Source organism: Embleya australiensis, assembly GCF_051903075.1.
In the GTDB taxonomy this organism is placed as follows: domain Bacteria; phylum Actinomycetota; class Actinomycetes; order Streptomycetales; family Streptomycetaceae; genus Embleya.
Genome location: NZ_CP182422.1, coordinates 2,427,519 through 2,453,500 on the forward strand (window position 1 = coordinate 2,427,519; position 25,982 = coordinate 2,453,500).

A 25,982-nucleotide genomic window follows, 5' to 3' on the forward strand; every position below is an offset into this window, starting at 1 on the left:
GCTAGGCCGGGTCAGCCCCCGAGATGGGGCATCGGAGCAGGACGATCGTGTCGTCCGGATGCGAAGCGACGAGCGCTTCGGGCCGCCACTGGGATGGTGGTGATCGCGGTGGTCAGGCGTTGCGGGCGGTGGAGATCGTCACCACGGCCTTTTCCAATGCATACGCGGGATCCATACCGCCGCCCTTGACCGCCGCGTCGGCGTCGGCGACGGCGGTGAGGGCTCGGACGATGCCGTCCGGAGTCCAGCCGCGCAGTTGCTGCCGAACCCGATCGACCTTCCACGGCGGCATGCCGAGATCGCGCGCCAGATCGTTCGGTCGGGCGTTCCGGGGGGCGGCGCCGACCCGGGCGATCTGCCGCACGCTCTGCGCGAGCGCGCTCGTGACCATGACGGGCGCGACACCCACGGACAACGCCCAGCGCAACTGCTCCAGCGCCTCGGCGGTACGCCCCTCGACGGCCTTGTCGGCGACGGTGAAGCTGGACGCCTCGGCAACGCCGCTGTAGTAGCGCGAGACCACTTCCTCGTCGACCACACCGTCGACGTCCGCCATCAACTGGCTGCACGCGGAGGCCAACTCCCGCAGATCGTTGCCGATCGCCTCGACCAACGTGCGACAGGCGTCCTCGGTGAGCGAGCGCCCGGCAACCCGAAACTCCGCCCGCGCGAACGCGATGCGATCCCCGACCTTGGTCACCTTGGGACACGCGACCTCGCGCACACCCACCTTGCGCACCGCGTCCAACAGCTTCTTGCCCTTGGGCCCGCCCAGATGCGCGAGCACCAGCACGATCTCGTCGGCCGGATCGGCAATCAACCGCGTGACCTCGCCGACCAGATCCGTCCCAAGGTCCTGCGCGGACCGGATCACGATGACCTTGCGCTCACCGAACAACGAGGGACTGGCCAACTCGGACAACATCCCGGCCTGCAACGCCCCCGGCGCCAAGTCCCGAACATCCGCCTCGGGATCCTGCGCCCGCACGGCGCGCACCACATCCCCGATCGCCCGATCCACGAGCAACTCCTCGGCCCCGACGACAAGCGTCACCGGCGCGAGCGGATCATCCTGCATTCGTCTGGCCACCCGACCAAGCATCCCACGCCCAACAGACACCCCACCCCACCCACACCAGGCCGGGCCGGGCCGGGCCGCCCCAGCGTCCCCGCAACCCGCAACGCACCCCGCCCCTGCCTGCCTGCCTCACACGCAACACCTCGGACCGCCCCCAAGCAACGGAGCACCAACGGGCGCGCCGAGGCCAGAAGTTGGCATCGACCGGCCGGCGGCATTCACGAAACCGGATGGCACGGGGGCCTGCGGCGTGACCGGCAGGTAAAACCGCAGGTCGGCATGGACGAGGAGCCTGAGCGCCGTTCTGGAATCCGGTTCCGCCCCACTGGGCACTGTCGGGGGCTCAACACGCGCTCTCCAGGTACGAAATGCCGGAAATCAGCCCTCGGCACCTGCTTCTCGCCACACCGCCCACAGGCATCCGGCTCCAACCTCAAAAACCGCCTCCACCGACCCCGCCCCGCGACGCCCCACCCCGCCCCGCCACGACCCGGCCCGGGCCCGATCCAGGCAGCGGCGGAGCGCAGCGGAGCCGGACTCTCTCCGCCACCGGCGGAGCGCAGCGGAGCCGGAACCACCAGGCGCCGCGCAGCGGCAACCCCCCCTTCCGCCCCCCGACGGAGCGAAGCGGAGGAGAAACCACTCCGCCACCACCCCGACCCAGGCGGCGCCCACGCCGCCCCTGGCCACGCTCCCTGGGCCGGCCACACCCCACCCCCCGCCAGGGAACTCCGTCCCCCACCCCGCCGCAGGATCCACGGCGCCGCCGCCCGCTGCCTGCGGCCACACCGGCGGGCCGACCGCCATCCACCGAAGGCCGGTGGGCATGCGTGGTGGCCGGTCCTCGGGCCACCGCCCTGAGGTGGGCCGAGGAGCCGGATACCGCAATGGGCCCATCGGTGTCGGTGCGCAGAAGACGGGCGCCGGATGCGGCGACCAACGCCCGGGCGGACGGCGACGGGTGGCCGTAGGGGTTGTCCTTCCCCACCGAAACCAGAGCCAGCCTGGGGTGCAGCCCAAGAACGAAGGCGGGGTCCTGTCGAGCCGAGCCGTGATGCGCAACCTTCAGGACGTCCACCCGAACACCGGCCAGCCGCCCCCGCAGGGCCTCCTGCGCCTCGACTTCGGCATCACCGGTGAGCAACATCCGAACCCCGTGCCGTTCCGCAAGCACCACCAGGCTCGCGTTGTTGGCCACCGACCCACCCACAGCCCGCCCCGACCTCGCACCGCCCGCCACCACCTCCCCCAAGAATGGATCCGCAGCCACGACGGTTGACGCGGCGTGCGACAGCGCCTGCCGATCCGGCAGGTGGCCCGACGAACGGCCGCTCGTCCTCCTCACCTCGGTCCCGCCCCCGCCCCCGTCCCCTCCCGACACAATCGGGCCGGAAGCAACGGAGAGCGCTTCCGGGTTCGACGGAGTAAGCGTTTGCCACGCCAGCGAGCCCAATGTGCGCCGCTCAATGGCGCCGGCAGGGGCACTCAACGAGACCCCGGCTCTGGCAGCCCAACGCCGGACTCGCGTTACTTCACCCGAAGGATCAAGAATCGGAGTCCCCTGGATAAGCCCCACCCCTCGACCGCGCAAGGCACCAGGAAGGCCCTCCACGTGATCCGCATGGAAATGGCTCAGCAAAATCAGCGGCAGCCAGCGAATGCCAAGGTCGCGTAGACACCCGTCCACCGCATCCGGATCGGGGCCGGCGTCGATCAGAACGCCCGCGCCGGCACCCGCGTTCAGCACGATGGCATCGCCTTGACCGACGTCACACATCACCAAATGCCAGCCCGGAGGCGGCCAGCCGGTCAATGGGCGCACCAGCATCGGCGGACGCAACAGCAGAACCACCGCAAGGGTCGCGAGCAGCGCCGTCGTCATCGCCCGCCCCCACCCCGACGGCCCGGACCGCCCGGACCGCCCGGACCGCTCGGCCCGCCCGGGTCGCGGCGGCCGGCGAAGCAACCGCAGAGTCGGGACGGCCGCAACCGTGATCGCCGCCAGCGCCGCGCCGCCGAAGAGGCCGGTCGGCCAGGTGACGGCGGCGCCGGGCAGGTCGGCGCCGGTGCGGGCCACGGCCGCGATCCAGGCGATCGGCCACGAGCCGAGCCAGGCGGTGAGGTGGGCGAGCGGAAGGCAGATCGGGGCGAGGAGCAGGGTGACGAAGCCGAGGATCGTGGCCGGTGCGACCGCGAACTCGGCGAGCAGGTTGCACGGGACGGCCATCAAGCTGACCCGGCCGGCGAAAGTGACCACGAGCGGCCCGCATACGGCCTGCGCGGCGAGCGGCACGGCGACCAGGACCGCGGCCCACGTCGGCCAGCCCCGGGCCCGGAGCCGGTTCGTCCAGTGCGGGGCGAGCAGGAGCAGCGCGCCGGTGGCCAGCGCGGACAGCGCGAACCCGTAGGAGCGGGCCAGGGTCGGATCGAGCAGGATCAAGCCGAGCACGGCGATCGCGAGCGCCGGGAGTCCTCGCCGGGGCCGACCGGTGTACAGCGCGACCACGGTGACCAGGCCCATCGCGGCGGCCCGCAGCACACTGGGCTCGGGACGGGCGACGACCACGAAGCACGCGACGGCGGCGGCGCCCGCGATCGGCAGCGTACGTCCATGGACGCCCACACGGCGGAGCACGAACAGCACAAAGCCCAACAAAATCGTGATGTTGGTTCCGCTGACCGCCGTCAAATGGGTGAGTTCGGTGGTACGGAAGTCGGCTTCGAGGTCGGCCGGAAGCCGGCTCGTATCGCCGACGACCAGGCCCGGAAGCAATCCCCGGGCAGCGGGCGGCAGTTCCGCGCAGGCGGCGCGCAGCCGCGCCCGGAGCATGCCCGCGAAACGCTGGTGGGCGGCGGGGGCGCCGATCCGGTCCGGAGCGGCCCGAATCAGCAGCAGGGCCTGGCCGCTCCGCCCCGGAACCAGGCGGCCGTGGACCCGAATCGGGGTACTCGGCAACAGCCCGAGCCAGGCGTCCGCATCGGGCCTGGTCGCAAGCACCGTGACCGGCGTCCGCACCCGCACCCCGGCCATCCGCGGGATCCCCGGTGCGCCGGAGCCGCCGGGCGCGCCGAGTGGGCCGCCGGGTGGATCGATGCGGTCGATCCGGGCTTCGAACATCGTGGGCGGCGGGCCGAGTTCGCTGCCTCGGACGCGGGTGACGCGGCGCTCCGGGTCGGTGCGTACCGTCAGCTCGACGGTGGCCTCGGCGCGCTGCCGAGCCGCGACCGCCACCGGGCCGTCGTGGTCGGCGGCGGTGCGGAGGCCGGCGACCAGTCCGCCGGCCGCGACGCACACGAGCACCACGGCGAGCGTCGCCCGGCGCCGAACCGTGGGCCGACACGCGAGTACGGCGGCACACACGGCGGCGCAGACGCTCACCACGACGGTGGCCCGGAGCGGGATCAGCGGCGCTCCCCACGCGGCGGCCCAGACGGCGGCCGCGCCGGGGACGAGGCGGGCGTCGGTCCGGACACGGCTTCTCCGGCGCATGGGTGCCGGACGAGGGGCCGCCGGGGGCTGAGCTCCCGGGCCCTGGCGGCCGAGGGCGTCGGGCGCGGTCATACCCGAACCCTCGGCTTCAGATCGCTGTACTTGCGATCACCGATGCCCCGGACCTGACGCAGTTGATCGACGGTGGCGAAGCGGCCCAACTGGGTGCGCTTTTCGATGATCTGGCGAGCCAGGACCGGGCCCACGCCGGGCAGTTGCTCTAGTTGTGCGGCGGTCGCCGTGTTGAGATCGAGAACGGCTGCCGGGGCGCCGCCCGCCGAGGAGGTGGAGCCGGCTCCGGACGGATCGGCGGCAGCGGGCGGCGGCGTGGCACCGGGGACACCCACCGGGATCTGCTCGCCGTCGGCCAGGGGGCGGGCCAGGTTCAACGTGGCCAGATCCGCCGCCGGCAGCGCACCCCCGGCGGCCTGCACCGCGTCCGCCACCCTCGACCCGGGCGGCAGGACGACCACCCCGGGCCGGGCCACCTTCCCCGCCACGTGCACGGTAAGCGGCCCACCCGCGGAACTCGGCGCACCGCCGGCAACCCCCGACGCGGGCCCGGCCTGCACCGGAGCCCCCACCCCGACCCCACCCGTCGCCTGCCCCACCGCAACCGGCGCGGCCACACTCTGCGGACGCGCCCGCCACCACCCGCCCACGGCCAGCGCAACCGCCACCAACGCCAGCACCGCGACGGCAACCACCACCCGCCGATCCACACCCACCCGAAGCCGAGGCGGCACCCGATCCGCAACCGCCTCGACCAACCGCCGCCCCGAATCCGCCCCCCGCACCGAAAGCACCTCCGGCGCCCCCAGCAACGCCGCAACCCGCTCCGCCCCCGACCTCGGCAACCCCGAGGGAGCAGATGCAGAAGAACCAGCCGAATTCCCGGACATGCCCCGAAACTAGGCCGCCCCCATCCCCCGACCGGGCCGTCGCCCTGCACCTGTGCACAACAGCCCACCTGTGGAAACCGGATCCCCCCACTTGGGTACCGGGCGGGGGTTCTGGTGTTCGACGGGGGCTGGGGGTCTTCCGGGTGGGTTGGGCGTTTCCGGCGTGCGTTGCGCTTGTGGTTGCGGGTGGCTGGTGCGGGGCCGGTCAGAGTCGGTGATGGGCCGCCGCCGGCGTACGGGGCTCCAAGACCCGAAGCTCCCGACGAGCCGGGTGTGTTGCTCGGCGAAAACCGGCCGGCAGCGGGGAGCAGGAGGGCGGTTGGGTCGGGTTCTCCGGGTGACTTTTCCGGGCGGGTCGAGCGTTCCCGGCACGCGTTGCGCCTTTGGCCGCGGGCGGCCGGTGCGGGGCCGGTCAGAGTCGGTGATGGGCCGCCGCCGGCGTACGGGGCTCCAAGACCCGAAGCTCCCGACGAGCCGTGTGTGTTGCTCGGCGAAAACCGGCCGGCAGCGGGGAGCAGGAGGGCGCTCGGGTCAAGTCCGTCGAGGAGCCTCCCGGGTAGGTCAGGCGTTCCCGGCACGCGTTGCGCCTTCGGCTGCGGGCGCCGGTGCGGGGCCGGTCAGAGTCGATGATGAGCCGCCGCCGGCGTACGGGGCTCCAAGAGCCGAAGCTCCCGACGAGACGGGTGTGTTGCTCACCGAAAACCGGCCGGCAGCGGCGGGCAGGGAGGGCATGCGAGTCGAGTCCTCCGAGGAGCCCTCCCGGGTGGGTTGGGACGTTTCGGGGCATTTGGAAGGGAGTTAGGGTTGGAAACCGGATCGCGGTGGGTGGTTGTGGGCTTCGGGCTTCGGTGACCTGCGGTTTTGTGGGGTTGGGGTGGAAAGTCGGGCGTCGAGTGCCGGTTTCGTGTGCTCCAGGCGCCTGCAATGCCGCTGTGGAGACCGAAACTGGCCGGCGGGGGTCGGCTTCGGGCGCTGCGACCTTGCAGAGGCCGTTGAGGTGACCGAAAGTGCCCAGTGGGGTCGAAACCGGATCCGGAGGCGCTCGAAACGGCTTCCCTTCTCGCTGACCTGCGGTTTTCTCTCGCGCCGAGTCCACGGCACCTCACGCCGTCCGGTTTCGTGAACTCCCGCCCCCACAACTTGAAATACCCTGCCCAACCCACTCGGGAAGGCCCCCGGCAGCCTCGACCCGACCGCCCTACCTCCCCGCCGCTGCCGGCCGGTTTTCGCCGAGCAAGGCGCCCATCTCGTCGGGGGCCGGAGTCTTGGAGCCCCGCACGCCGGCGGCGGCGGCCCACCACCGACTCGGACCAGCCGCGGACCAAGCCACGCCACCAAAAGCGCAACGCCCGCCGAGAACGCTCGACCCACTCGGAAACGCCACCCGGAGGACCCGACTCGACCACCCTCCCTGCTTCCCGCTGCCGGCCGGTTTTCGCCGACCAACGCGCCCGTCTCGTCGGCGCCCCGGGTCTTGGAGCCCCGCACGCCGGCGGCGGCCCATCATCGACTCTGACCGGCCCCCGGCCCACGCCGTCAAAGCGCAACGCCCGCCGAGAACACTCGGACCACTCGGGAAGGCCCTTCGAAGGACTCGACCCGAGCGCCCTCCCTGCTCCCCGCTGCCGGCCGGTTTTCGGCGACCAACGCGCCCGTCTCGCCGGGCGCCCCGGGTCTTGGAGCCCCGCACGCCGGCGGCGGCCCATCACCGACTCGGACCAACCCCGCACCAGCCACCCGCAGCCACAAGCGCACCGCACGCCGGACACACCTCAACCCGCCCGGAAGGGCTGACCGGCGGGCTCAAGCCGAGCGCCCTCTCACCCCCCGCCCCAGGCCGTCTTCCCGCCGTGCCACACCACGCACCGCACCGCACCCCAACCACGAGCGGCCGGCACCCGACACCCCAGCCCGCCCGCCCGCCCACCCACCCGCCTCAGCGCGGCGACACCACCACCGCCAGCAGCCCCGGGCCCGCGTGGGCGCCGATTACCGCGCCCACCTCCGTTACGAAAAGTTCGTGCAGGTTCGGTAGGCGCTCCTGGAGGCGTGAGGCCAGTGCCTCTGCTCGGTCCGGGCTGGCCAGGTGGTGTACCGCCACGTCTACCGGGCCCGCGCCCGCGTGTTCCACCGCCAACTCCTCCAAGCGGCTGATCGCGCGCGCCGACGTGCGGACCTTTTCCAGTGGGCCGACCAGGCCGTCGCTCACGTGCAGCAGCGGCTTCACCGCCAACGCCGTGCCCATGAAGGCCGCCGCCGCGCCGATCCGGCCGCCTCGGCGCAGGTATTCGAGGGTGTCGACGTAGAAGAGGGCCGAGGCGGCCTGGGCCCGCTTTTCCGCCGCGATCGCCGCCTCCTCCAGGGTGGCGCCGTCCCGGGCCGCCTCGGCCGCCGCCAGTACGGCGAAGCCCATCCCCATCCCGAGCGTGCGCGAGTCCACCACCCGCACCGGCACCTCGGCGTCCCGGGCGGCCAACAGCGCCGCCTCGTACGTGCCGGAGAGTTCGCTGGAAAGGTGGATCGAGACGATGCCCGTCGCGCCCTTCTCGGCGAGTTCGCGGTAGGTCTCCGCGAACGTCTCGGGCGCCGGCCGCGAGGTGGTCACGATCCGGCGCTGGCGCAGGGCGTCGGTGAGCTGGGCCGGGGTGGCCTCGATGCCGTCGTCCAGTGGCCGCCCGCGCAGGACGACCTTGAGCGGGACCACCACGAGGCGGTGCCGCTCCACGAGCTCCTCGGGCAGGTAGGCCGTGGAGTCCGTGACCACGGCGAGATCGGTCGGCATCGTCGGCATGAGCGGGCAACCACCCGGATGTGAGACGACAGGGGGGCGGGGTCGGTGTCCCGGCTACCCGGGGTCGGGTCGCCGATTCGGGACACCACAATCAATTTTCGGTCACCATGCCACGCCCCGGCACGCGGGTGGCGCGCGCCACGGTGCGGCCGACGCGTCCCGTCGTGGGGGCTCGCCGTCGGCACGTGTTCAGGTCAGGCGCTTGCTTTCGGATCGATCGGAGCGACCGAGCCGACCGGAGCGATCCGGACGAGGCGACGGGTCGGACGCACCGGAGCCCCCCGACGGACCCCGCAACCCCGCCGGACCCAGCCCACCCGCTCCACCCGCCCCGCGCTCCTCCGCATACGCCCGCAAGGCCGCCGCCTCGCGCTCGACGTCGGTGCCGAGTCGGTCCAACTCGTCCTCGCCCAAATGGCGTTCGCGGTCCTGGACGGCCCACCGCAGGGACGCCGCGGCGTGCTCGATGCGGTCCGCGCGGTCCTTGAGGCCGGGCAGTTCGCGGTCGACCCTGGTGCGGTCCGGCTCGCGTTCGAGCAGCTTCAGGTCGGTGTCCAGCGCCTTGGCGAATTCGTCCAACCGGCGCAGCAGCGCGACCGCGTCGGACAGCTGGGCGTCGTGCGCGTAGCCCGCCTCCAGCACCCTCCGGGTCTGGTCGAGCGAACGGCGCACCGAACCGCGCATCCGAGCCGCCTCGCCGGCGCCGCCGGTGAGCGTGTACGAACGGGCCTTCGACGCGGCGTCCTCGACCATGCCGCGCACGCGCGGGGCGTGCCGCTCGATCCGGCGCCGCACCGCGCGGCGCATCATGGTGATCAGGCCCACCACGACGCCCACGAGGACGAGACACGCGAGCACGCCGGCGCCCAGCACCACGCCCAGGGTCTCGGCACCGCCCGCCAAGGAGTGGGTGGGCGCGGGAACGTCGGCGAGGGCCACGAGGCGTCTCCTGCCTGGTCGGGGCCGGAAGGTACTCCCTCACACTAACCCCGCCGCGAGGCTCCGCCACGCACGCGCCGGGAAAACCCCGCGTTCCGGGCGATCGTCACCGACCGGAAACACCCCCGCCACCGACCGGAAATCGCCACACCGAAGCGCCACTCGCCGGCGCCGCTCACCCGACCCGCGAGCCGGGCCGCCGCCCCGCGACGAGCGACGCCCGCGTGCCGAGCAGCCGGGCCGGCCGCCCCCAACGAGCGACCGACCCACCCACCAACCCCCTACGCCGGAACCACGTTCACCAGCTTCGGCGGCTTCACGATCACCATCCGCACACCCGCCCCGTCCAGCGCCGCCACGATCGCCGGATCGGCCAGCGCCAGCGCCTTCAGGTCGTCCTCGCCGATCGTCGGCGGCACCTCCAGCCGGGCCCGCACCTTGCCCTTGACCTGCACCACGCAGGTGACGGTGTCCTCGACCAGGTAGGCCGGATCCGCCTGCGGGAACGCCTCGTAGGTGACCGTGTCGCCGTGCCCCAGCCGCGACCACAGCTCCTCGGCCACGTGCGGCACCAGCGGCGCGACCATCAGGACCAGCTTCTCGGCGATCTCGCGCGGCACGGCCGGCAGCTTGACCAGCGCGTTGTTCAGCTCGATCGCCTTGGCGATGGCGGTGTTGAAGCGCAGGGCGTCCATGTCCCGCCGCATGCCGTCGATCGCCTTGTGGGTGGCGCGCAGCGTGGCCTCGTCGGCCGGCTCGTCGACCACGGTCGGCATGCCGGTGTGCTCGTCCACGATGTTGCGCCACAGCCGCTGCAGGAAGCGGTACGAACCGACCACCGCGCGCGTGTCCCACGGCCGGGAGATCTCCAGCGGGCCCATCGACATCTCGTACAGGCGCAGCGTGTCCGCGCCGTACTCCTCGGCCATCTGGTCGGGAGTCACCGAGTTCTTCAGCGACTTGCCCATCTTCCCGTACTCGCGGCTGACCGCCTGCTCACCCAGGAAGAAGCCGCCGTCACGCTCCTCGACCTCGCTCGCCTCGACGTAGACGCCGCGCTCGTCCTTGTACGCGAACGCCTGGATGTAGCCCTGGTTGAACAGCTTGTGGAACGGCTCGAACGAGGACACGTGGCCCAGGTCGAACAGCACCTTGTGCCAAAAGCGCGAGTACAGCAGGTGCAGCACCGCGTGCTCGACGCCGCCGACGTACAGGTCCACGCCGCCGGTGTGGCCCTCGTGCCGCGGCCCCATCCAATACTTCTCGACCTCGGGGTCGACCAGCACCTCGGAGTTGGTCGGGTCCAGGTAGCGCAGCTCGTACCAGCACGAACCGGCCCAGTTGGGCATGGTGTTGGTCTCGCGGCGGTAGCTCTTGGGCCCGTCGCCCAGGTCCAGGGTGACGTTCACCCAGTCGGCGTTGCGCGACAGCGGCGTCTCGGGCTTGGTGTCCGCGTCGTCCGGGTCGAAGGTGCGCGGGCGGTAGTCGTCGATCTCGGGCAGCTCGACCGGCAGCATCGAGTCGGGCAGCGCGTGCGCGACGCCGTCCTCGTCGAAGACGATCGGGAACGGCTCGCCCCAGTAGCGCTGCCGGGAGAACAGCCAGTCGCGCAGCTTGAAGTTGACCGTGCCCTCGCCGATGCCACGCTCGGTCAGCCACTCGGTGATCGCCTTCTTGGCGTCGGCCACGCCCAGCCCGTCCAGGCCGATGCCCTCGCCGGTGCTGTTCACCAGCGCCGCGTCGTAGGACACGAACGCGTCGGCCCAGTCGGTGGTGTCCTCGATCGAGCGGTCGTCGCTCGGCCGGACCACACACCGGATCGGCAGCTCGAAGGCCCGCGCGAACTCGAAGTCGCGGTGGTCGTGTGCCGGGACCGCCATGATCGCGCCGGTGCCGTAGCCCATCAGCACGTAGTCGGCGATGAAGATCGGCACCCGCTCGCCGTTGACCGGGTTGGTCGCGTAGGCGCCGGTGAACACGCCGGTCTTGTCCTTGCCCTCGCTCTGCCGCTCGACGTCGCTCTTGGACTGGGCGAACCGGCGGTACGCGGCGATCGCCTCGGCCGGCGTGGCCGCGCCGCCCGTCCAGACCGCCGGGATACCTTCGGGCCACGCGTCGGCCACGATCGAGTCGACCAGGTCGTGCTCCGGCGCCAGCACCATGTACGTGGCGCCGAACAGCGTGTCGGGCCGGGTGGTGAAGACCTCGATGGGCGCGGCGTCGGTGGCGAACGAGACCCGGGCGCCCTCGGATCGACCGATCCAGTTGCGCTGCATGATCTTGATCGGCTCGGGCCAGTCCAGCTTGTCCAGGTCGGCCAGCAGCCGGTCGGAGTACGCGGTGATCCGCATCATCCACTGCCGCAGATTCGCCTTGAACACGGGGAAGTTGCCGCGCTCGCTGCGACCGTCGGCGGTGACCTCCTCGTTGGCCAGCACGGTGCCCAGGCCGGGGGCCCAGTTGACCGGGGCCTGCGAGACGTACGCCAGGCGGAACTCGTCCAGCACGGCGGCGCGCTCGGTGCCGCTCAGGTCGGCCCACGCACGCCCGTCGGGGGTGGGCCGCGCGCCCTTCTCGAACTGCTCGACCAGTTCGGCGATCGGCCGCGCCCGCCCGACACCGCCGTCCGCGCCGGGCGCCTCGGGGTCGTACCAGGAGTTGAAGATCTGCAGGAAGATCCACTGCGTCCAGCGGTAGTACGCCGGGTCGGTGGTGGCCACGGACCGGCGCTGGTCGTGGCCCAGGCCCAGCCGGCGCAGCTGGCGGCGCATATTGGCGATGTTCGCCTCGGTGGTCACGCGCGGGTGGGTGCCGGTCTGGACCGCGTACTGCTCGGCGGGCAGGCCGAAGGCGTCGTAGCCCAGCGTGTGCAGCACGTTGTGGCCGGTCATGCGCTTGAACCGGGCGTAGACGTCGGTCGCGATGAAGCCCAGCGGGTGTCCGACGTGCAGGCCCACACCCGAGGGGTACGGGAACATGTCCATCACCATCATCTTGGGCCGCCCGGCGACCTTCTCCGGCTCGGCCAGCGGGCCGGCCGGGTTGGGCGCCTCGAACGTGCCGTCGGCCTCCCAGCGGTCCTGCCACCGCGCCTCGATGTCGCCGGCCAGGACTGCGGTGTAGCGGTAGGGCTCGGTCGGGGCGTCGGTGTTGCCGGCAGGGCCCTGCGTCATCTCGGTCATCGTCCTCAACCATCGGGGTGTGGGCAGCCGTCGACTGCTTCTTCCGGTTACGGCCGCCTCCGCGAAGCGGCCGGTTCTGGAAACGAAAAGACCCCTCGCTCAGGAGGGGTCGCCGCGCCGAGTCGGGTGGGAGTGGTCTCCACCCGGCCTGCTCAGCGCGGCCCGGTAAGCAGCAGTACGGCACGCATGGCCCCAGGTTACCGCAGGACGCCGTCGGCCCGGGGTCGCACCCGGGCCGCACCGCTCACAATCCCGGGGCGGGCCCGGTGGACAGCGACAACACCAGCAGGATCTGGGCGAGATGGTAGGCGCCGGCGATCAGCACCGGGGCGTACGGCGTCGGGGCGCGGAACCGGTTCCAGGCGACGAGGGTGTCGGAGACGTAGAACAGGAAGGCGCCGGCCACCGCGCTCGGCCGGCCGGTGGCCGCGGCGGCGACGACCATCACCGACACGACGCCGACGTAGACGGGCACCATGCCGGTGTAGGCGGGCGCGGTCTCGCGCGCGCCGGTGACCAGCCGAACCGCGTACGCCCCCGCCGCGAACAGCACGACCACGATGCCCGCGGCGGCCCACAACCAGGACCAGCCCATGCGCTGGAAGCCGCCGACGTAGACGCCGTGCGCGAGCAGCGAGGCGGTCACGGCCCCGGCGAACCAGCGGGGCGCGAGCACGTCCCGCGCCAGCGACAACGCGAGCGCGACGCTGAACAGCGCGCGCAGTGCCCCGTCGACGTCGTCGAACGACCAGACGACCACGATCAGGGCACAGATCACCGCGGGTTTCAGGAGGCGATCGAGCGGGAGTCGTTCCCGGGCGACGGCCACCCAGTCGGCGACCGCGAGCAGGCTCGCGAGCACCAGCACGAGTACGGCGGTGAGGGTCACGTCCGGCGACACTACTGGCCGGAAACCGGACCATTCGCCCACTCGTTCGACCCGTCACGCAACCGTGACGGGAAAAACCCCAATCGTGATCACCGGTGCCGGACGGGGGCGACAAACCGCCCGGGCCCGCCGCTTCACCGCGCTCGTGGCGATGTCGGCTCGGGAGGTGTCGAGCGGGCGTAGCGGGTGGTCAAGGCGCGCAGGTGGGCGACCAGTTCCGGGGGCTCGGTGACGTCGAAGTCGTGGCCGAGCAGGCCCAGGTGCACGGCCAGGGTGTCGAGCGAGTCGGCGCCGGTGTCCAGCACGCAGGTGTGCGCGTCGACCACCTCGACGGTGCCCACGGCCGGGTTGATCCGCTCCAGCACCTCGGCGGCGGGCGCGTGCACCAGCACCCGGGCGCGGTACCGCCAGGCGGCGGCCGAGACCTTGCCGGCGACGTACCGCGCCGCGTCGCCCTCCGGATCCTCGCGCGGCGCGAACCTCGGCCCGGTCGGGGTGCGCGGGGTGAGCCGGTCGACCCGGAAGGTGCGCCAGGCGTCGCGGTCCACGTCCCAGGCGACCAGATACCAGCGGCGCCCCCAGTTGACCACCCGCTGCGGCTCGACCGTGCGCCGCGTCGCAGCGCCGGTGTGGTCGAGGTAGTCCAGGCGCAGCCGCTCGCGGTCCCGGCAGGCCGCGACCAGGGCGGTGAGCACCTCGGTGTCCACCCTCGTGTCCGGCCGATCCGCGGGCACCGACACCGCGTAGCGCTGCAACGCGCGCACCCGGCGGCGCAGGCGCGCGGGCAGCACCTGTTCGAGCTTGGCCAGGGCCTGTACCGAGGTCTCCTCCATGCCCGCCATCGCGCCCCGGGCGACGGTGGTCAGGCCGACGGTGACCGCGACCGCCTCGTCGTCGGTCAGCAGCAGCGGCGGCATCGCGGCGCCGGCGGCGAGCCGATAGCCGCCGGTGGAGCCGCGGGAGGCGTCGACCGGATAGCCGAGTTCGCGCAGCCGGTCGACGTCCTTGCGGATCGTGCGACCGGTCACGCCGAGTCGTTCGGCCAGTTCCGAGCCGGGCCACTCACGGGGTGTCTGGAGCAGGGACAGCAGGCGCAACAACCGCGCGGAGGTTTCCAACATTTTCTCAGCGTGCCGCCTCGATAGGAGCGTAGTGTTCCTAATTGGATCCTAGTCTTCTTCTCATGGAGAACAGCAGCAGCACCGCAGCCGAGACCGTCGCCGACACCACGATCCGCCCCTTCCGGATCGAGATCCCGCAGGCTGATCTCGACGACCTGCGCGACCGGCTGACCCGCACCCGCTGGGCCGCCGACGTCCCGGGCGTGCCCGCCTGGACGCGCGGGGTGCCGACGGACTACCTCCGGGACCTGGCCGCCTACTGGGCGGACGGGTTCGACTGGCGCGAGGCCGAGGCGCGGCTCAACGCCTTCCCACAGTTCGTCACCCGGATCGACGGCCAGGACGTGCACTTCGCGCACGTACGCTCCGAGCGGGCCGACGCGCCCGCGCTGTTGCTGATCCACGACTGGCCGGGCTCGTTCGTCCAGTTCGTCGACGTGATCGAGCCGCTGTCGCGCGACTTCCATGTCGTGGTCACCGACACCCCCGGAGTCGGCTTCTCCGGCCCGCTGTCCGGCCCCGGCTGGACCACCGGCCGGATCGCGGGCGCGTTCACCGAGTTGATGGCCCGCCTGGGCTACGCGCGCTACGGCGTACAGGGCAACGGCGGCGGTGCGTGGATCGCGGGCGAGATGGGCCGGATCGATCCCGAGCACGTCATCGGGATCCACGTCAACGGCCTGGTCACCTTCCCCTCCGAGGACCCGGCCGACTTCGCCGGGCTGACCGACGGCGAGCAGGCCAGACTTGCCCGGCTCCAGGAGTTCCGCGACGACAAGATGGGCTTCAACGCGATCCAGTCGACCCGGCCGCAGACGCTCGCGTTCGGGCTGCACGACTCGCCCGTGGGCCAGCTCGCGTGGATCGTGGAGAAGTTCAAGGAGTGGACGGACACCGCGAGCGCGCTGCCCGAGGACGCGGTGGACCGGGACACCCTGCTGACCAACATCAGCGTGTACTGGTTCACCGGCACCGCCGGGTCCTCCGCCAACCTCTACTACGAGATGGCGCACGACCAGGGCGCGTGGGCGCCGAAGGAGCGCGGCACGGTGCCGACGGCGGTGGCGGTCGCGCTGCCGCAGGACGTGGCGATCCGCCGGTTCGCCGAGCGCGACCACCACGTGGTGCGCTGGACCGAGTTCGAGCGCGGCGGCAACTTCCTGTCGCTGGAGCAGCCGGAGTTGCTGATCGGCGACGTCCGCGCATTCTTCGCGGGCCTGGAGGGATAGGCACCGACGAACGCGCGGGCGCGGGGCACGCGGGTCAGAGACGATCGAAGGCCGCCTCCCGGTTCGGGAAGCGGCCTTCGACGCGATGTGGAGCTACGGAGAATTGAACTCCGGACCTCTTGCATGCCATGCAAGCGCTCTACCAACTGAGCTACAGCCCCGCGCGAATACGTTATGAGTCTACCCGGTCGGTCACCGTGCTCACGACCAAGGGTGGTTTGAGCGGCGGCGGGGTGCGCAGCGGCCCGGCCAGGCGCAGCACGATCGCGGCGGCGAGGCCGCTCATCGCCGCGTACAGGTGCCCGAAGTCCCAGATGCTGTGGTCCACGATCACCGGCAGGACGACCCACACGAACATCACCGCGGCGCCGGCCAGGCGGACCCAGCCGGTCATGATCAGCACCGCCGCGACGCACGAGCCGACCTCGACGTAGCTGACTCCCACGTCGGTGGCGAACGCGATCTTCTCCGGCAGTCGCCCCGCCCTGATCGCGCCCTTCTCCACGGCGGCGGTGATCAGCGAGCCGAACACGTGCGCGCTCCCGCCGATCAGCAATATCCGAGGCGACCCGTAGCGGCGCTCGGCCCAGGCCACCACAGTGCCGAACACGAGCACGTACGTGGCCAGGCCGGACCCGTGGTCGGCGACCCAGAACGCGCTGGTGAGCAGCGCTTCCACCGGATCGTCGCCGAGGCGGAACAGGTTGGTGCTGTTCAGCTTGGTGAGCAGGTCGATCAGCCGTGGCGGCGACGTGCGCTGCACCACGGTGGACGCGGTGAAGATGGCCATGTAGGTGAAGGTGACGGGTGCGGACAGGACCCACGCGTGCAGTCGCCGGGTCCACGGGCTCAGCCGGTTCACCCAACGCCGCGCCCACCACCACCGGTTGCCGAACCCGCGCAGCACGTACCACGCGACGACGAGGCCGAGCCCGATTCCGACGATCACGCCGGGCCGGTGCCCGAAGCCGATCGTGGCCAATCCCGACCCGCCCCGGCGTAGGCCCTGTCCGGCGGATCGGAGAGGACCTGGTCCGTCGTGCTGCGGAAGCGGGCCCGGTAGGCGGAGGGGGTGACGCCGAGGCGGCGCAGGAATGCCCGGCGCAGCGACTCGTCGCTGCCGAGACCGCTGCGCGCGGCGGCGGCCGTGACCGTGGCGCCGGCGGCGAGCAGCGCCTGGGCCGCCTCGATCCGCACCGCCTCGACGTACACCGCCGGCGTCGAGCCGACCCGCTCGTGGAACAACCGGGTGAGGTGGCGCGGACTGAACCCGCCGAGCCGGGCCAGCGCGGGCAGCGAGTGGTCGGCCGCCGGATCCGCCGCGATCGCGTCCAGCACCGGGCGCAGCGGGTCGTCGGCGCCGAGCGGGGTGCGCGAGGGCACCGAGAACTGCGACTGGCCGCCGGGTCGACGCAGGAACACCACCAGGTCGCGGGCCACCTCGCGGGCCAGGTCGGCGCCCTCGTCGGCCTCGACCAGGGCGAGCGCGAGGTCGATGCCGGCGGTGACCCCGGCCGAGGTGTAGACCGAGCCGTCCCGGACGAAGATCGCGTCCGGTTCGACCGTGATCGCCGGGTGGTACCGGGCGAGCAGCGCGGCGTGCCGCCAGTGCGTCACGGCCCGTCGCCCGTCCAACAGGCCGGCCCGGGCCAGCACGAACGCCCCCGTACACACCGACGCGACCCGTTCGGAAACCTCGGCGAGCGCGGCCACCGCGTCGAGCAGCGCGAGCGGCGGCGCGTACTGCGGGAATTCGACCGATCCGGGCACCACGAGGGTGTGCGCGGCGTCGATCTCCGCCGCGGCGGCGGCCGGCACGAGCCGGGTGCCGGCCGAGGTGGTCACCGGCTCACCGGTCGGCGAGCACAGCGTCACGGTGTACGCCCCGCCCATGCGCTCGGCGGTGCCGAACACCTCCAGCGGTGCGGTCACGTCCATCAGCCGTACTCCGTCGTAGCCGAGCACGGCCACATGTCTGCGTCGCATGACCTCAGGCTAGCCGGAGAGCGTGTCCGAATCCGAGGGATCGGTGTCCGGATGGACATGGCCCCGAACGGGCACGGAGCGGGAGGCTCGATGCAGACAAAGACCCGCCACCGTCATCCAGGAAAGGATCGACGCCATGTCCGAACGCATCGCCGACGTCGACATCCCCGACAGTGCGCTCGCCAAGGAGGCGACCGAACTGGTCCGGGACACCGCCGGCCCGCTGCTCTACGACCACTCGCGCCGCGTGTACCTGTTCGGCGCGCTCCAGGGTCGCCGCCGGGGCCTGGTCTTCGACCCCGAACTGCTCTACGTTGCCGCGCTGTTCCACGACCTCGGACTGACCGCCGAGCGCCGCGACTCGCAGCAGCGCTTCGAACTGGACGGCGCCGACGCGGCCCGCGACTTCGTACTGCGACACGGCCTCTCCGCCGAGCAGGCCCGCATCGTGTGGACCGCGATCGCCCTGCACACCACCCCCGAGATCCCCACCCGGATGGAGCCCGAGGTCGCCCTGGTGACCGCCGGCGTCGAACTCGACGTGCTCGGGATCGGCCTCGACGACCTCTCCGAGCAGGCGCGCGCGGCCGTGGTCGCCGCGCATCCCCGCCCGGATTTCAAGCGGCGGATCCTGCGCGCGTTCACCGAGGGCATCGAACACCGCCCGCAGACCACGTTCGGCAACGTCAAGGCCGATGTCCTGGACCGGTTCGTCCCCGGCTTCGAGCGCACGAACTTCGTCGACGTGATCGAGCAGTCGGGGTGGTCCGAGTGAGGCCGCCGCTGCCCCCGTTCACCGAGGCCGACGCCCGCGCCAAGGTGCAGGCCGCCGAGGACGCCTGGAACACCCGCGACCCCGAGCGCGTCGCACTCGCCTACACCCCCGACTCGGTGTGGCGTAATCGCGACCGCTTCGTCACCGGCCGCCCGGCCATCGTCGCGTTTCTGACCGAGAAGTGGGCCCGCGAGCAGGACTACGCGCTGCGCAAGGAGTTGTGGTCCTACACGGCCGACCGCATCGCGGTCCGCTTCCAGTACGAGTGGCACGACGGCGCCGGCGCCTTCTGGCGCAGCTACGGCAACGAGTTGTGGGAGTTCGCCGACAACGGCCTGATGCGGCGGCGCGAGGCGAGCATCAACGACGTCGCGATCACCGAGGCCGACCGGCGCATCCACGGACCTCGGCCGGTCGAGGAGCACGGGGTCGGATTCCCGCTCGCGTAGGCGGTTCGAGGGGTGGGGCCCGGACGCGTCGGCCGTCCTCGGGCCCGCCCCTCGGACCCGACCCGCCCGGGCACGCTCAGTCCCCGCGTCCCCCGCACTCCCCCGCCCACGGGTGGGTGAGTTCCTGGCACCGCCGCCAGAACCAGGCCCGGTCCGGCCGGCTCTCACGTGTGGCCGCGCGGTAGTGGGTCGGGCGCGGGACGCGGTCCTGCCAGAACAGCCCGGTGGTGCGGCCGGGTTCGTCCGCCGCGCACAACCACACGGCGGTGTCCGCGCCCTCCTCGGGGCTGCGCAGGAGCGGTGCGGTGAGCCGGCGGAAGGTGGGCATCGACGCGCGCAGCCCCGGGGTGTCGGCCCAGCCCGGGTGGGTGGCGTGCACGACCGGGCCGCCGTCGCCCAGGTGTTCGGCCCACAGTTCGGCGAGCACGACCTGCATGCGTTTGGTCCGGGCGTGGGCGACGGTCGGCCGGTACGGGCCGCGTTCGTACTCGATGTCGTCCACCGGCAGCCGCTGGGTGTACATGCCGCCCGAGCTCATCCACACCACCCGCGCGCAGGAGGCGGCGTCGGTGGCGAGGAGCCGGGTGAGCAGATGCGGTCCGAGCACATGCACCGCCAGGCACACCTCGTGCCCCTCGGCGGTCACCGCACGCTCCCGGGGCAATACGCCGGCGTTGTGCACGAGCGCGTGCAGCGGACCCTGTTCGGCCCGCAGCTCCTTCGCGAGGCGGGCCACGTCCGGCAGGTTGCCCACGTCGCAGCGGCGCACGGCGAGGTCGGCCCCAGGCACCAGTTCGGCGACCCGCCGGCCGGCCGCCTCGGCCCGCGCCTCGTCCCGCCCGACCAGCACCACGGTCGCGCCGAGCCGGGCCAGGCCGGCCACCGCCGCCTCGCCGATCCCGGACGAGGCCCCGGTCACCACCACGGTCCGCCCCTTGAGCGCGTGCTCGGGGTCGGCCGTGAATCCCGGCCGCCGTACCCGGTACCCGATCCGGCTGTATCCGGGCACGATCGCCCGGTCCATCGCCCGCTCCCAGAACCGACTCTCCGTCATCGCATGCTCACCTTCGTCGAGATCCCGAGGGGAGAATGCCCGGAACAGGGCTTTCACACTTTTTCCACCGATGCCGCGTCGCGGACGCATCGATGCCGCATCGAGGACGCGAAAAAGACCGCCTCCCGAACGAATCCGGAAGGCGGTCTCACCATCTCTGTGGAGCTACGGAGAATTGAACTCCGGACCTCTTGCATGCCATGCAAGCGCTCTACCAACTGAGCTACAGCCCCGCTATTCACTTGGGCCGGATGGGCTTGCCCGCCCGACCACGAGTACTTTACACGCTCCCCCGCACCGCTTCCAAACGCCTTTCCCGGCACCGATCGTGGGTGACCGGGGATGTGCGGAGCGCGCTCGTCGAGCCGCCCCACCCACCCCCGGTCCCGGCCGGCGACGCCTAGAAGGTGCCGACCGGCCTGACCATCCCGGCCATGGCGCCGCCGTCGACGACCAATTCGGTGCCGGTCAGGTAGGACGCCGCGTCGGAGGCGACGAAGGCCACCACCTCGGCGACCTCCTCCGGGGCGGCGATCCGGCGCAGCGGCACGGACGGGTACTTCCCCGCGCCCTGCTCCAGCCCGACCGCGGCGATCATCGGGGTGTCGATAGTGCCCGGGTGTACCGAGTTGACCCGGATGCCGTGCTCGCCGACCTCCAGGGCGACGGTCTTGGAGAGCCCGCGTACCGCCCACTTGGTCGCGCCGTAGGCCGCGTGTCCCGGCATGCCCTCCAGGCCGGCCTGGGACGAGATGTTGACGATCGAGCCGCCGCCGCGCGCCTTCATCGCGGGCAGCACGGCCTGCATGCCGTGCCAGACGCCGAAGAAGTTGACCCGCATGATCCGCTCCACGCGCTCCGCCGTCTCGTCGGCGAAACCCCTGGTCCAGTAGATCGCGGCGTTGTTGACCAGGATGTCGAGGCCGCCGAACGCCTCGACCGCGACGTCCACCACCGCGGCCCAGTCCGCCGGGTCGGATACGTCGTGCCGGACGAAGCGCGCGGCGGCGCCCAGTTCGGCGGCCACCCGCTCACCCTCCTCGGTCAACAGGTCGGTGAGCACCACTCGCGCCCCGGAGGCCACGAACAACCGTGCCTCGGCCGCTCCCTGCCCACGGGCGGCCCCGGTGACGATCGCCACCTTGCCGGTCAGATCAGCCATGCCCACGCACCCCATCCACATCCACGTCGCCCACACCGTCCACGGAAACCACGCCATCCACCGGACCCGCCCGGCCCGTCATCGGACGCGGCGCTATCACCCGCCTCACTGGCCCATCACGTACTTGACCGTCGGTCCGGTGGTCCACCCGCCGTCCACCGCCAACTCCGCACCCGTCACATACGACGCCGCGTCGGAGAGCAGGAACGCGACGGCCGCGCCGATCTCGCTCGGCTCGCCGACCCGACCCATCGGGGTGTTCGGGTAGTTGCCCTCGCCCTCCCGGATGCCCACCGAGGACGTCATCGGGGTGTAGATCATGCCGGGGTGCACCGAGTTGACCCGGATCCGCGCCGGGCCCAACTCCACCGCGGCGACCTTGCTCATGCCGCGCACGGCCCACTTGGACGCGCCGTAGGAGCCGGTCATCGCGAGCCCCATCAGGCCCGCCGCGGAGGAGATGTTGACGATCGACCCGCCGCCGTTCGCCTTCAGGTGCGGGATCACCGCCTGCATGCCCAGCCAGACGCCGGTCAGATTGACCTTGATCACGAACTCGAAGTGTTCGAGCGTCTCGGTGTCGAACATCGCGCCGGTGGACACGCCGGCGTTGTTGACCAGCCCGTCCACCCGGCCGAACTCGGCCACGGTGAAGTCGACGACGGCCTTCCACTGCTCCTCGCTCGTCACGTCGTGCCGGTGGAAGCGGGCGTGCGCGCCGAGTGCGGCGGCCGTCTCGGCCCCTTCGTCGAGCAGATCGGTGAGCACCACCCGGCCGCCGCCGTCGACGATCTGCTTGGCCGCCGCGGCGCCGAGGCCGCGGGCTCCGCCGGTGACGATGACGACCTTGTCGGTCAGATTGGGGCCCTGGAGTTCAGCCATGATGCGTTCCTTCGATCCGTGCCTGCCGACTTCTCGGCTCGCATTTGCATAGTACAACTAAGCAAATCGAAATCCGACCGAACGGTTGCCGGCCGGCCCCCGCTGCCGCCGCTACCCCTGCACCGGCGGCACGATGCCCGCCATCGAACCGCCGTCGATCACGAACTCGGTGCCGGTGATCCACGAGGACGCGTCGGAGGCCAGGAACACCACCAGTTCGCCGATGTCCTCCGGCTCGCCCACCCGACGCAGCGGCACGGTGGGGAAATTGCCCGGTCCGCGCGTGAAACGGTTGCCGATCATCGGCGTGTCCACGGCGCCCGGGTGCACGGAGTTGACCCGGATCCCGTACTCGCCCAGCTCCAGGGCGGCGGTCTTGGTCAGACCGCGGACGGCCCACTTGGAGGAGCCGTAGGCCGCGTGCCCCGGGATGCCCTGGAGGCCGGCGAGCGAGGAGATGTTCACGATCGACCCGCCGCCGTTCGCCCGCATCAGCGGCGCCACCGCCCGGATCCCGTGGAAGGTGCCGAACAGGTTGACCTTCAGGATCCGATCCAGACCCTCCGGCGTCTCCTCCAGGATCGGCTTGGTCCACATGATCCCGGCGTTGTTGACCAGCACGTCCACCCCGCCGAACTCCCGCACGGCCAGCTCCACGACCGCCGCCCAGTCCGCCGCGTTCGATACGTCGTGCCGCACGAATCGGGCTTCGGGGCCGATCTCCTCGGCGACCCGGGCACCCTCGTCCTCCAGCAGATCGGTCAGCACGACGCGGGCCCCGCACCGGGCGAACAACCGCGCCTCGGCCTCACCCTGACCCCGCGCCGCACCGGTGACGATCGCCACCTTGCCGGTCAGATCGGTCGAATCGCTCATGGATACCTCCCAGTCGTGGGGCCCTCGGCCCGGGGTCGGCCGGATCCGGTCCTCCGCACCGGATCCGGCCGGTCGGTCTCGCTCGGAACACCGGCGCCCACGCGCCGCGTCCCGAACGAAGTCTCGATCGCTCAGGCCCCGTATTTCGCGCGGAAGTGCGGAATGACCTGCTCCCCCCAGATCCGGATCGTCTCCATGCAGTCCGCCTGCGGAACCGTGCCCATCTGGATCAGGCACATGATCTCGTCGGCCCCCGCGTCGATCAGCTTCTGGACGTAGCCGATCGCGTCCTGTGCCGTGCCGTACGCGTGGTTCACGTTGTAGGTGGCGGTGGCGTTCACCGTGACCGGGATCTTCGCCTCGTGCAGCATCGCGACCTGCTGTTCGGCGGCCTCGTGGATGACCGCCACCTCGTCCCGGCCCTCGACCACGGCCTCGTCCGGGATGCCGGACCTGCCGCCGGAGAACCAGTGCGCGATCGACTGGGCGAAGAAGCGCTGACCGCGCGCACCCACCTGGCGGGCCCGGGCGCCGTCCTCGGAGACGATCGTCGGGCACAGCGCGACGAGGTGGTCGTTGGTCACCGAGGACACGAACCGTTCGCCGGTGCGCTCCTTGATCGCGTCCCGGTAGATCTGGTTGAGGTTGGCCACCTCCTCCGGACCGGCGAAGCCGAGCACCAGCGCGCCGACGCCGTACTCCGCCGCCTCGACCAGGCTCGGCTGCTTGCTACAGGCCAGGAACAGCGGCGGGTGCGGGGTCTGCACCGGGCGCGGCAGGATCGGGTGCGAGCCCTCGATGTCCAGCACGTCGCCGTGCCACACCAGCTCGTCCTGCTGCCAGGCGGCGCCGATGATCCGCAGCGCCTCCTCGACCTGGGCCTTGGTCTGCTCGATGTCCACGCCGCACAGCGAGGACTCCTGGAGCGTGCCGCCGCGGGCCGCGCCGACGTCGAGCCGGCCGCCGGAGAGCGTGTCCAACATGCCGATGCGCTCGGCGACCCGGGCCGGGTGGTTGAAGTTGAACGGCATGCAGACCGCGCCGTGGGCGATCCGGATCCGGCTGGTGCGCGCGGCCACCCAGGTCAGGAAGATCTCCGGGGCACTCATGTGCGAGTACCACTTCGTCGAGTGGTGCTCCACGGCCCAGATGCGGTCGAAGCCCATGCGCTCGGCGTATACGGCCTGCTCCACGGAGTCGAGGATGACCTCACGCTCGTGTTCCGCCGTGGGGTTGGCCATCTGGGCTTCGAAGATCATCGAGAACTGCATGCCGTACTCCTGGTGCGCGAGGCGTGGAATACTTCAATTAGATGTATGACGACCAGTCAGGTCAATAGCCAACTGACGTAGAATCAGAAAAAGTCGCCGCGTACCGATGGAGGCCACGATGACGGGGGATCCGCTCCCGAAGCTGCCCGCAACCGCGTGGGCCGTGCTCGGCCTCTTGTCGTTCCCGGGCGAGCGCTCCGGCTACGACCTCAAGAAGTGGGCCGACGCGTCCCTGCGCTTCTTCTACTGGAGTCCGGCACTCAGCCAGATCTACAGCGAGCTCAAGCGCCTGGAGCAGCTCGGCTTCGCCGTCTCGCGGATCGCCTCGCAGGACGAGCTGCGCAACAAGCGGCTGTACCGGATCACCGACTCCGGTCAGGAGGCGCTGGCCACGTGGGCGCGCGAGACCCCGGCGGGGCCGCCCGTGCTCAAGCACGGCGTCGCGCTGCGGGTCTGGCTCGGCCACCTCAGCGAGCCGGAGGAGCTGCGGAAGACCCTGGTCGAGCACCGCGACTACGCGGCGAGCACGCTGGTCGAGGTGCGCGCGAGCGAGGACACCGCGCAGGACCGCTGGCCGTTCCCGGCCCTGGTGCTCAAGTGGAGCGAGCGCTACTGGCAGGCCGAGCGCGATCTCGCCGACGGCATGCTCGCCGACCTGGAGGACCTGTACCGCAAACAGGGGGGCGAGGCCGCCGGGTGAGGACTCGGCGAGGCGACGGGGGACAAAGCGGGGGATGAAGCGAAAACGGTCTCGGAGCCGGGTGCGAACCCGGCGCCGAGACCGTCACATGTCTCGTGTCGCGACCGTCAGACGTCGTCCCCGATGACCGGTTCCGGCAGCGTCCCCGCGTTGTGCTCCAGCAGGCGCCATCCCCGGGCTCCCGGGCCGAGCACCGACCAGCAGCAGTTGGACAGCGCGCCCAGCGCGCCCCAGGCCTCCCGGGGCAGGCCCAGCAGCGCGCCGAGTCCGCAGCGGATCGCGCCGCCGTGCGAGACGACCACGAGCGTGCCGTCCTCGGGCAGCTTCTCGACCGCGAGGCCGATCGCCTCGGCCATGCGCTCGGCGACCTCGCTCTCCAGCTCGCCGCCGCCGCGCCGGACCGGTTCGCCGCGTCGCCAGGCGGCGAACTGCTCGGGGAAGGTCGCCTCGATCTCGCGGTTCGTCAGCCCCTGCCACTCGCCCGCGTAGGTCTCACGCAGTGCGGGGTCCAGGGTGACCGGCACGTCGACCAGCCGGGCCAGCTCCGCCGCGGTGTCCACGGTGCGGGTCAGGTCGGAGGACACGATCGCGTCCGGGCGCAACGCCGCCAGCAGTCGGGCCGAGCGCCGGGCCTGGGCCAGGCCCTCGTCGGTCAGCGGGATGTCGGTCTGGCCCTGGAAACGCCGCTCGACGTTCCACGTGGTCTGGCCGTGCCGCCACAGCAGGACCCGGCGGCCGGTGCCGCTCAGAGCGCGCCCTCCGCCGCCCCCGCCGCCTCGGCGGCCCTGGCCTGCTCGTTGCCGCGCAGCACCGCTTCCGGCAGCTCGATCCGCGGGCAGTCCTTCCACAACTTCTCGAGCGAGTAGTAGGCCCGCTCCTCGGCGTGCTGGACGTGCACCACGATGTCGATGTAGTCGAGGAGGATCCAGCGCCCTTCGCGCTCGCCCTCGCGGCGGACCGGCTTGGCGCCGAGCCCGCGCAACGCTTCCTCGACCTCGTCCATGATCGCCTTGACCTGGCGGTCGTTGGAGGCGGAGGCGAGCACGAACACGTCGGTGATCGTGACCACCTCGCTCACGTCGTAGGCGACGACGTCGGTGGCGAGCTTCTCTGCACATGCCACGGCAGCCGCGGTGGCGAGCTCCAGGGCGTGGGGGGTTGCGGTCACGATTCGCTTCCTGCGGACGACAAGGGGATTACCGTTCA

The 25,982-nt window shown here is 71.8% G+C and carries 21 protein-coding genes and 2 tRNA genes; 4 read left to right on the forward strand and 19 right to left on the reverse strand.

Annotated elements, in window-relative coordinates; all coding sequences use genetic code 11:
• Positions 1 to 112: 112 nt before the first annotated feature.
• The 8 genes from holA to ACMXN5_RS10120 form a co-directional block, all read right to left on the reverse strand.
• Positions 113 to 1,102 (reverse strand): DNA polymerase III subunit delta, encoded by a 990-nt coding sequence (gene holA / locus ACMXN5_RS10085; protein WP_395789990.1) that lies wholly within the window; start codon positions 1,100 to 1,102, stop codon positions 113 to 115.
• A gap of 409 nt (positions 1,103 to 1,511) precedes the next feature.
• Positions 1,512 to 4,568 (reverse strand): ComEC/Rec2 family competence protein, encoded by a 3,057-nt coding sequence (locus tag ACMXN5_RS10090; protein ID WP_439674944.1) that lies wholly within the window; start codon positions 4,566 to 4,568, stop codon positions 1,512 to 1,514.
• A 68-nt stretch (positions 4,569 to 4,636) separates the two neighbouring features.
• Positions 4,637 to 5,278 (reverse strand): helix-hairpin-helix domain-containing protein, encoded by a 642-nt coding sequence (locus tag ACMXN5_RS10095; protein WP_439674945.1) that lies wholly within the window; start codon positions 5,276 to 5,278, stop codon positions 4,637 to 4,639.
• Positions 5,279 to 7,406: 2,128 nt separating this feature from the next.
• Entirely contained in the window at positions 7,407 to 8,252 is an 846-nt protein-coding gene (locus ACMXN5_RS10100; protein ID WP_395789421.1) for a DegV family protein, read from the reverse strand.
• 198 nt (positions 8,253 to 8,450) lie between these two features.
• Positions 8,451 to 9,200: a hypothetical protein gene (locus ACMXN5_RS10105; RefSeq protein WP_439674946.1), complete on the reverse strand. Its 750-nt coding sequence runs from the start codon at positions 9,198 to 9,200 to the stop codon at positions 8,451 to 8,453.
• A gap of 281 nt (positions 9,201 to 9,481) precedes the next feature.
• The gene (leuS, locus tag ACMXN5_RS10110; protein ID WP_439674947.1) at positions 9,482 to 12,382 is read right to left on the reverse strand and encodes a leucine--tRNA ligase; all 2,901 of its coding nucleotides are present in this window, start codon (positions 12,380 to 12,382) and stop codon (positions 9,482 to 9,484) included.
• Between the two features lie 244 nt (positions 12,383 to 12,626).
• Positions 12,627 to 13,271: a lysoplasmalogenase family protein gene (locus ACMXN5_RS10115; RefSeq protein WP_380002992.1), complete on the reverse strand. Its 645-nt coding sequence runs from the start codon at positions 13,269 to 13,271 to the stop codon at positions 12,627 to 12,629.
• Positions 13,272 to 13,405: 134 nt separating this feature from the next.
• Positions 13,406 to 14,392: a helix-turn-helix transcriptional regulator gene (locus ACMXN5_RS10120; RefSeq protein WP_439674948.1), complete on the reverse strand. Its 987-nt coding sequence runs from the start codon at positions 14,390 to 14,392 to the stop codon at positions 13,406 to 13,408.
• A gap of 62 nt (positions 14,393 to 14,454) precedes the next feature.
• On the opposite strand from ACMXN5_RS10120, the gene ACMXN5_RS10125 reads away from it, so the two are divergent.
• Positions 14,455 to 15,621 (forward strand): epoxide hydrolase family protein, encoded by a 1,167-nt coding sequence (locus ACMXN5_RS10125; RefSeq protein ID WP_439674949.1) that lies wholly within the window; start codon positions 14,455 to 14,457, stop codon positions 15,619 to 15,621.
• Between the two features lie 88 nt (positions 15,622 to 15,709).
• On the opposite strand, the gene ACMXN5_RS10130 is transcribed toward ACMXN5_RS10125, so the two are convergent.
• The 3 genes from ACMXN5_RS10130 to ACMXN5_RS10140 form a co-directional block, all read right to left on the reverse strand.
• Positions 15,710 to 15,782 (reverse strand) — tRNA-Ala (locus ACMXN5_RS10130).
• 11 nt (positions 15,783 to 15,793) lie between these two features.
• The gene (locus tag ACMXN5_RS10135) at positions 15,794 to 16,570 is read right to left on the reverse strand and encodes a rhomboid-like protein (protein WP_439674950.1); all 777 of its coding nucleotides are present in this window, start codon (positions 16,568 to 16,570) and stop codon (positions 15,794 to 15,796) included.
• Positions 16,567 to 17,607 (reverse strand): GlxA family transcriptional regulator, encoded by a 1,041-nt coding sequence (locus tag ACMXN5_RS10140; protein ID WP_439674951.1) that lies wholly within the window; start codon positions 17,605 to 17,607, stop codon positions 16,567 to 16,569. Before ACMXN5_RS10140 ends, ACMXN5_RS10135 begins: the two co-directional genes overlap by 4 nt.
• Before the next feature lie 136 nt (positions 17,608 to 17,743).
• Here ACMXN5_RS10140 and ACMXN5_RS10145 point away from each other — a divergent pair, with 136 nt between their 5' ends.
• Entirely contained in the window at positions 17,744 to 18,382 is a 639-nt protein-coding gene (locus ACMXN5_RS10145) for an HD domain-containing protein (RefSeq protein WP_439674952.1), read from the forward strand.
• Positions 18,370 to 18,831 carry a nuclear transport factor 2 family protein gene (locus ACMXN5_RS10150; RefSeq protein WP_380002981.1) on the forward strand — a complete coding sequence of 154 codons (462 nt, stop codon included), beginning with the start codon at positions 18,370 to 18,372 and terminating at the stop codon, positions 18,829 to 18,831. Before ACMXN5_RS10145 ends, ACMXN5_RS10150 begins: the two co-directional genes overlap by 13 nt.
• 76 nt (positions 18,832 to 18,907) lie before the next feature.
• Here the strand turns inward: ACMXN5_RS10150 and ACMXN5_RS10155 are convergent, their stop codons facing one another.
• The 6 genes from ACMXN5_RS10155 to ACMXN5_RS10180 all read right to left on the reverse strand — a co-directional run bounded on the left by ACMXN5_RS10155 (position 18,908) and on the right by ACMXN5_RS10180 (position 24,076).
• A complete protein-coding gene (locus ACMXN5_RS10155; RefSeq protein ID WP_439674953.1) occupies positions 18,908 to 19,885 on the reverse strand; it encodes an SDR family NAD(P)-dependent oxidoreductase in 978 nt (325 codons plus the stop codon).
• A 160-nt stretch (positions 19,886 to 20,045) separates the two neighbouring features.
• Positions 20,046 to 20,118: transfer RNA gene (locus tag ACMXN5_RS10160), tRNA-Ala, on the reverse strand.
• A 167-nt stretch (positions 20,119 to 20,285) separates the two neighbouring features.
• Positions 20,286 to 21,047 carry an SDR family NAD(P)-dependent oxidoreductase gene (locus ACMXN5_RS10165; protein ID WP_439674954.1) on the reverse strand — a complete coding sequence of 254 codons (762 nt, stop codon included), beginning with the start codon at positions 21,045 to 21,047 and terminating at the stop codon, positions 20,286 to 20,288.
• Positions 21,048 to 21,152: 105 nt separating this feature from the next.
• Complete coding sequence (locus tag ACMXN5_RS10170) at positions 21,153 to 21,929, reverse strand: glucose 1-dehydrogenase (RefSeq protein WP_439674955.1); 777 nt, start codon at positions 21,927 to 21,929, stop codon at positions 21,153 to 21,155.
• Between the two features lie 111 nt (positions 21,930 to 22,040).
• A complete protein-coding gene (locus ACMXN5_RS10175) occupies positions 22,041 to 22,805 on the reverse strand; it encodes an SDR family NAD(P)-dependent oxidoreductase (protein ID WP_439674956.1) in 765 nt (254 codons plus the stop codon).
• Between the two features lie 131 nt (positions 22,806 to 22,936).
• A complete protein-coding gene (locus ACMXN5_RS10180) occupies positions 22,937 to 24,076 on the reverse strand; it encodes an LLM class flavin-dependent oxidoreductase (RefSeq protein ID WP_439674957.1) in 1,140 nt (379 codons plus the stop codon).
• Between the two features lie 118 nt (positions 24,077 to 24,194).
• Between ACMXN5_RS10180 and ACMXN5_RS10185 the strand changes: the two genes are divergently transcribed.
• Positions 24,195 to 24,776: a PadR family transcriptional regulator gene (locus ACMXN5_RS10185; RefSeq protein WP_380002971.1), complete on the forward strand. Its 582-nt coding sequence runs from the start codon at positions 24,195 to 24,197 to the stop codon at positions 24,774 to 24,776.
• A 107-nt stretch (positions 24,777 to 24,883) separates the two neighbouring features.
• Here the strand turns inward: ACMXN5_RS10185 and ACMXN5_RS10190 are convergent, their stop codons facing one another.
• Together ACMXN5_RS10190 and rsfS are read right to left on the reverse strand one after the other, a co-directional pair.
• Positions 24,884 to 25,525: a histidine phosphatase family protein gene (locus tag ACMXN5_RS10190; protein ID WP_439677981.1), complete on the reverse strand. Its 642-nt coding sequence runs from the start codon at positions 25,523 to 25,525 to the stop codon at positions 24,884 to 24,886.
• The gene (rsfS, locus tag ACMXN5_RS10195) at positions 25,522 to 25,944 is read right to left on the reverse strand and encodes a ribosome silencing factor (RefSeq protein ID WP_126638526.1); all 423 of its coding nucleotides are present in this window, start codon (positions 25,942 to 25,944) and stop codon (positions 25,522 to 25,524) included. The genes ACMXN5_RS10190 and rsfS overlap by 4 nt, the downstream gene beginning before the upstream one ends.
• Between the last annotated feature and the right edge of the window lie 38 nt (positions 25,945 to 25,982).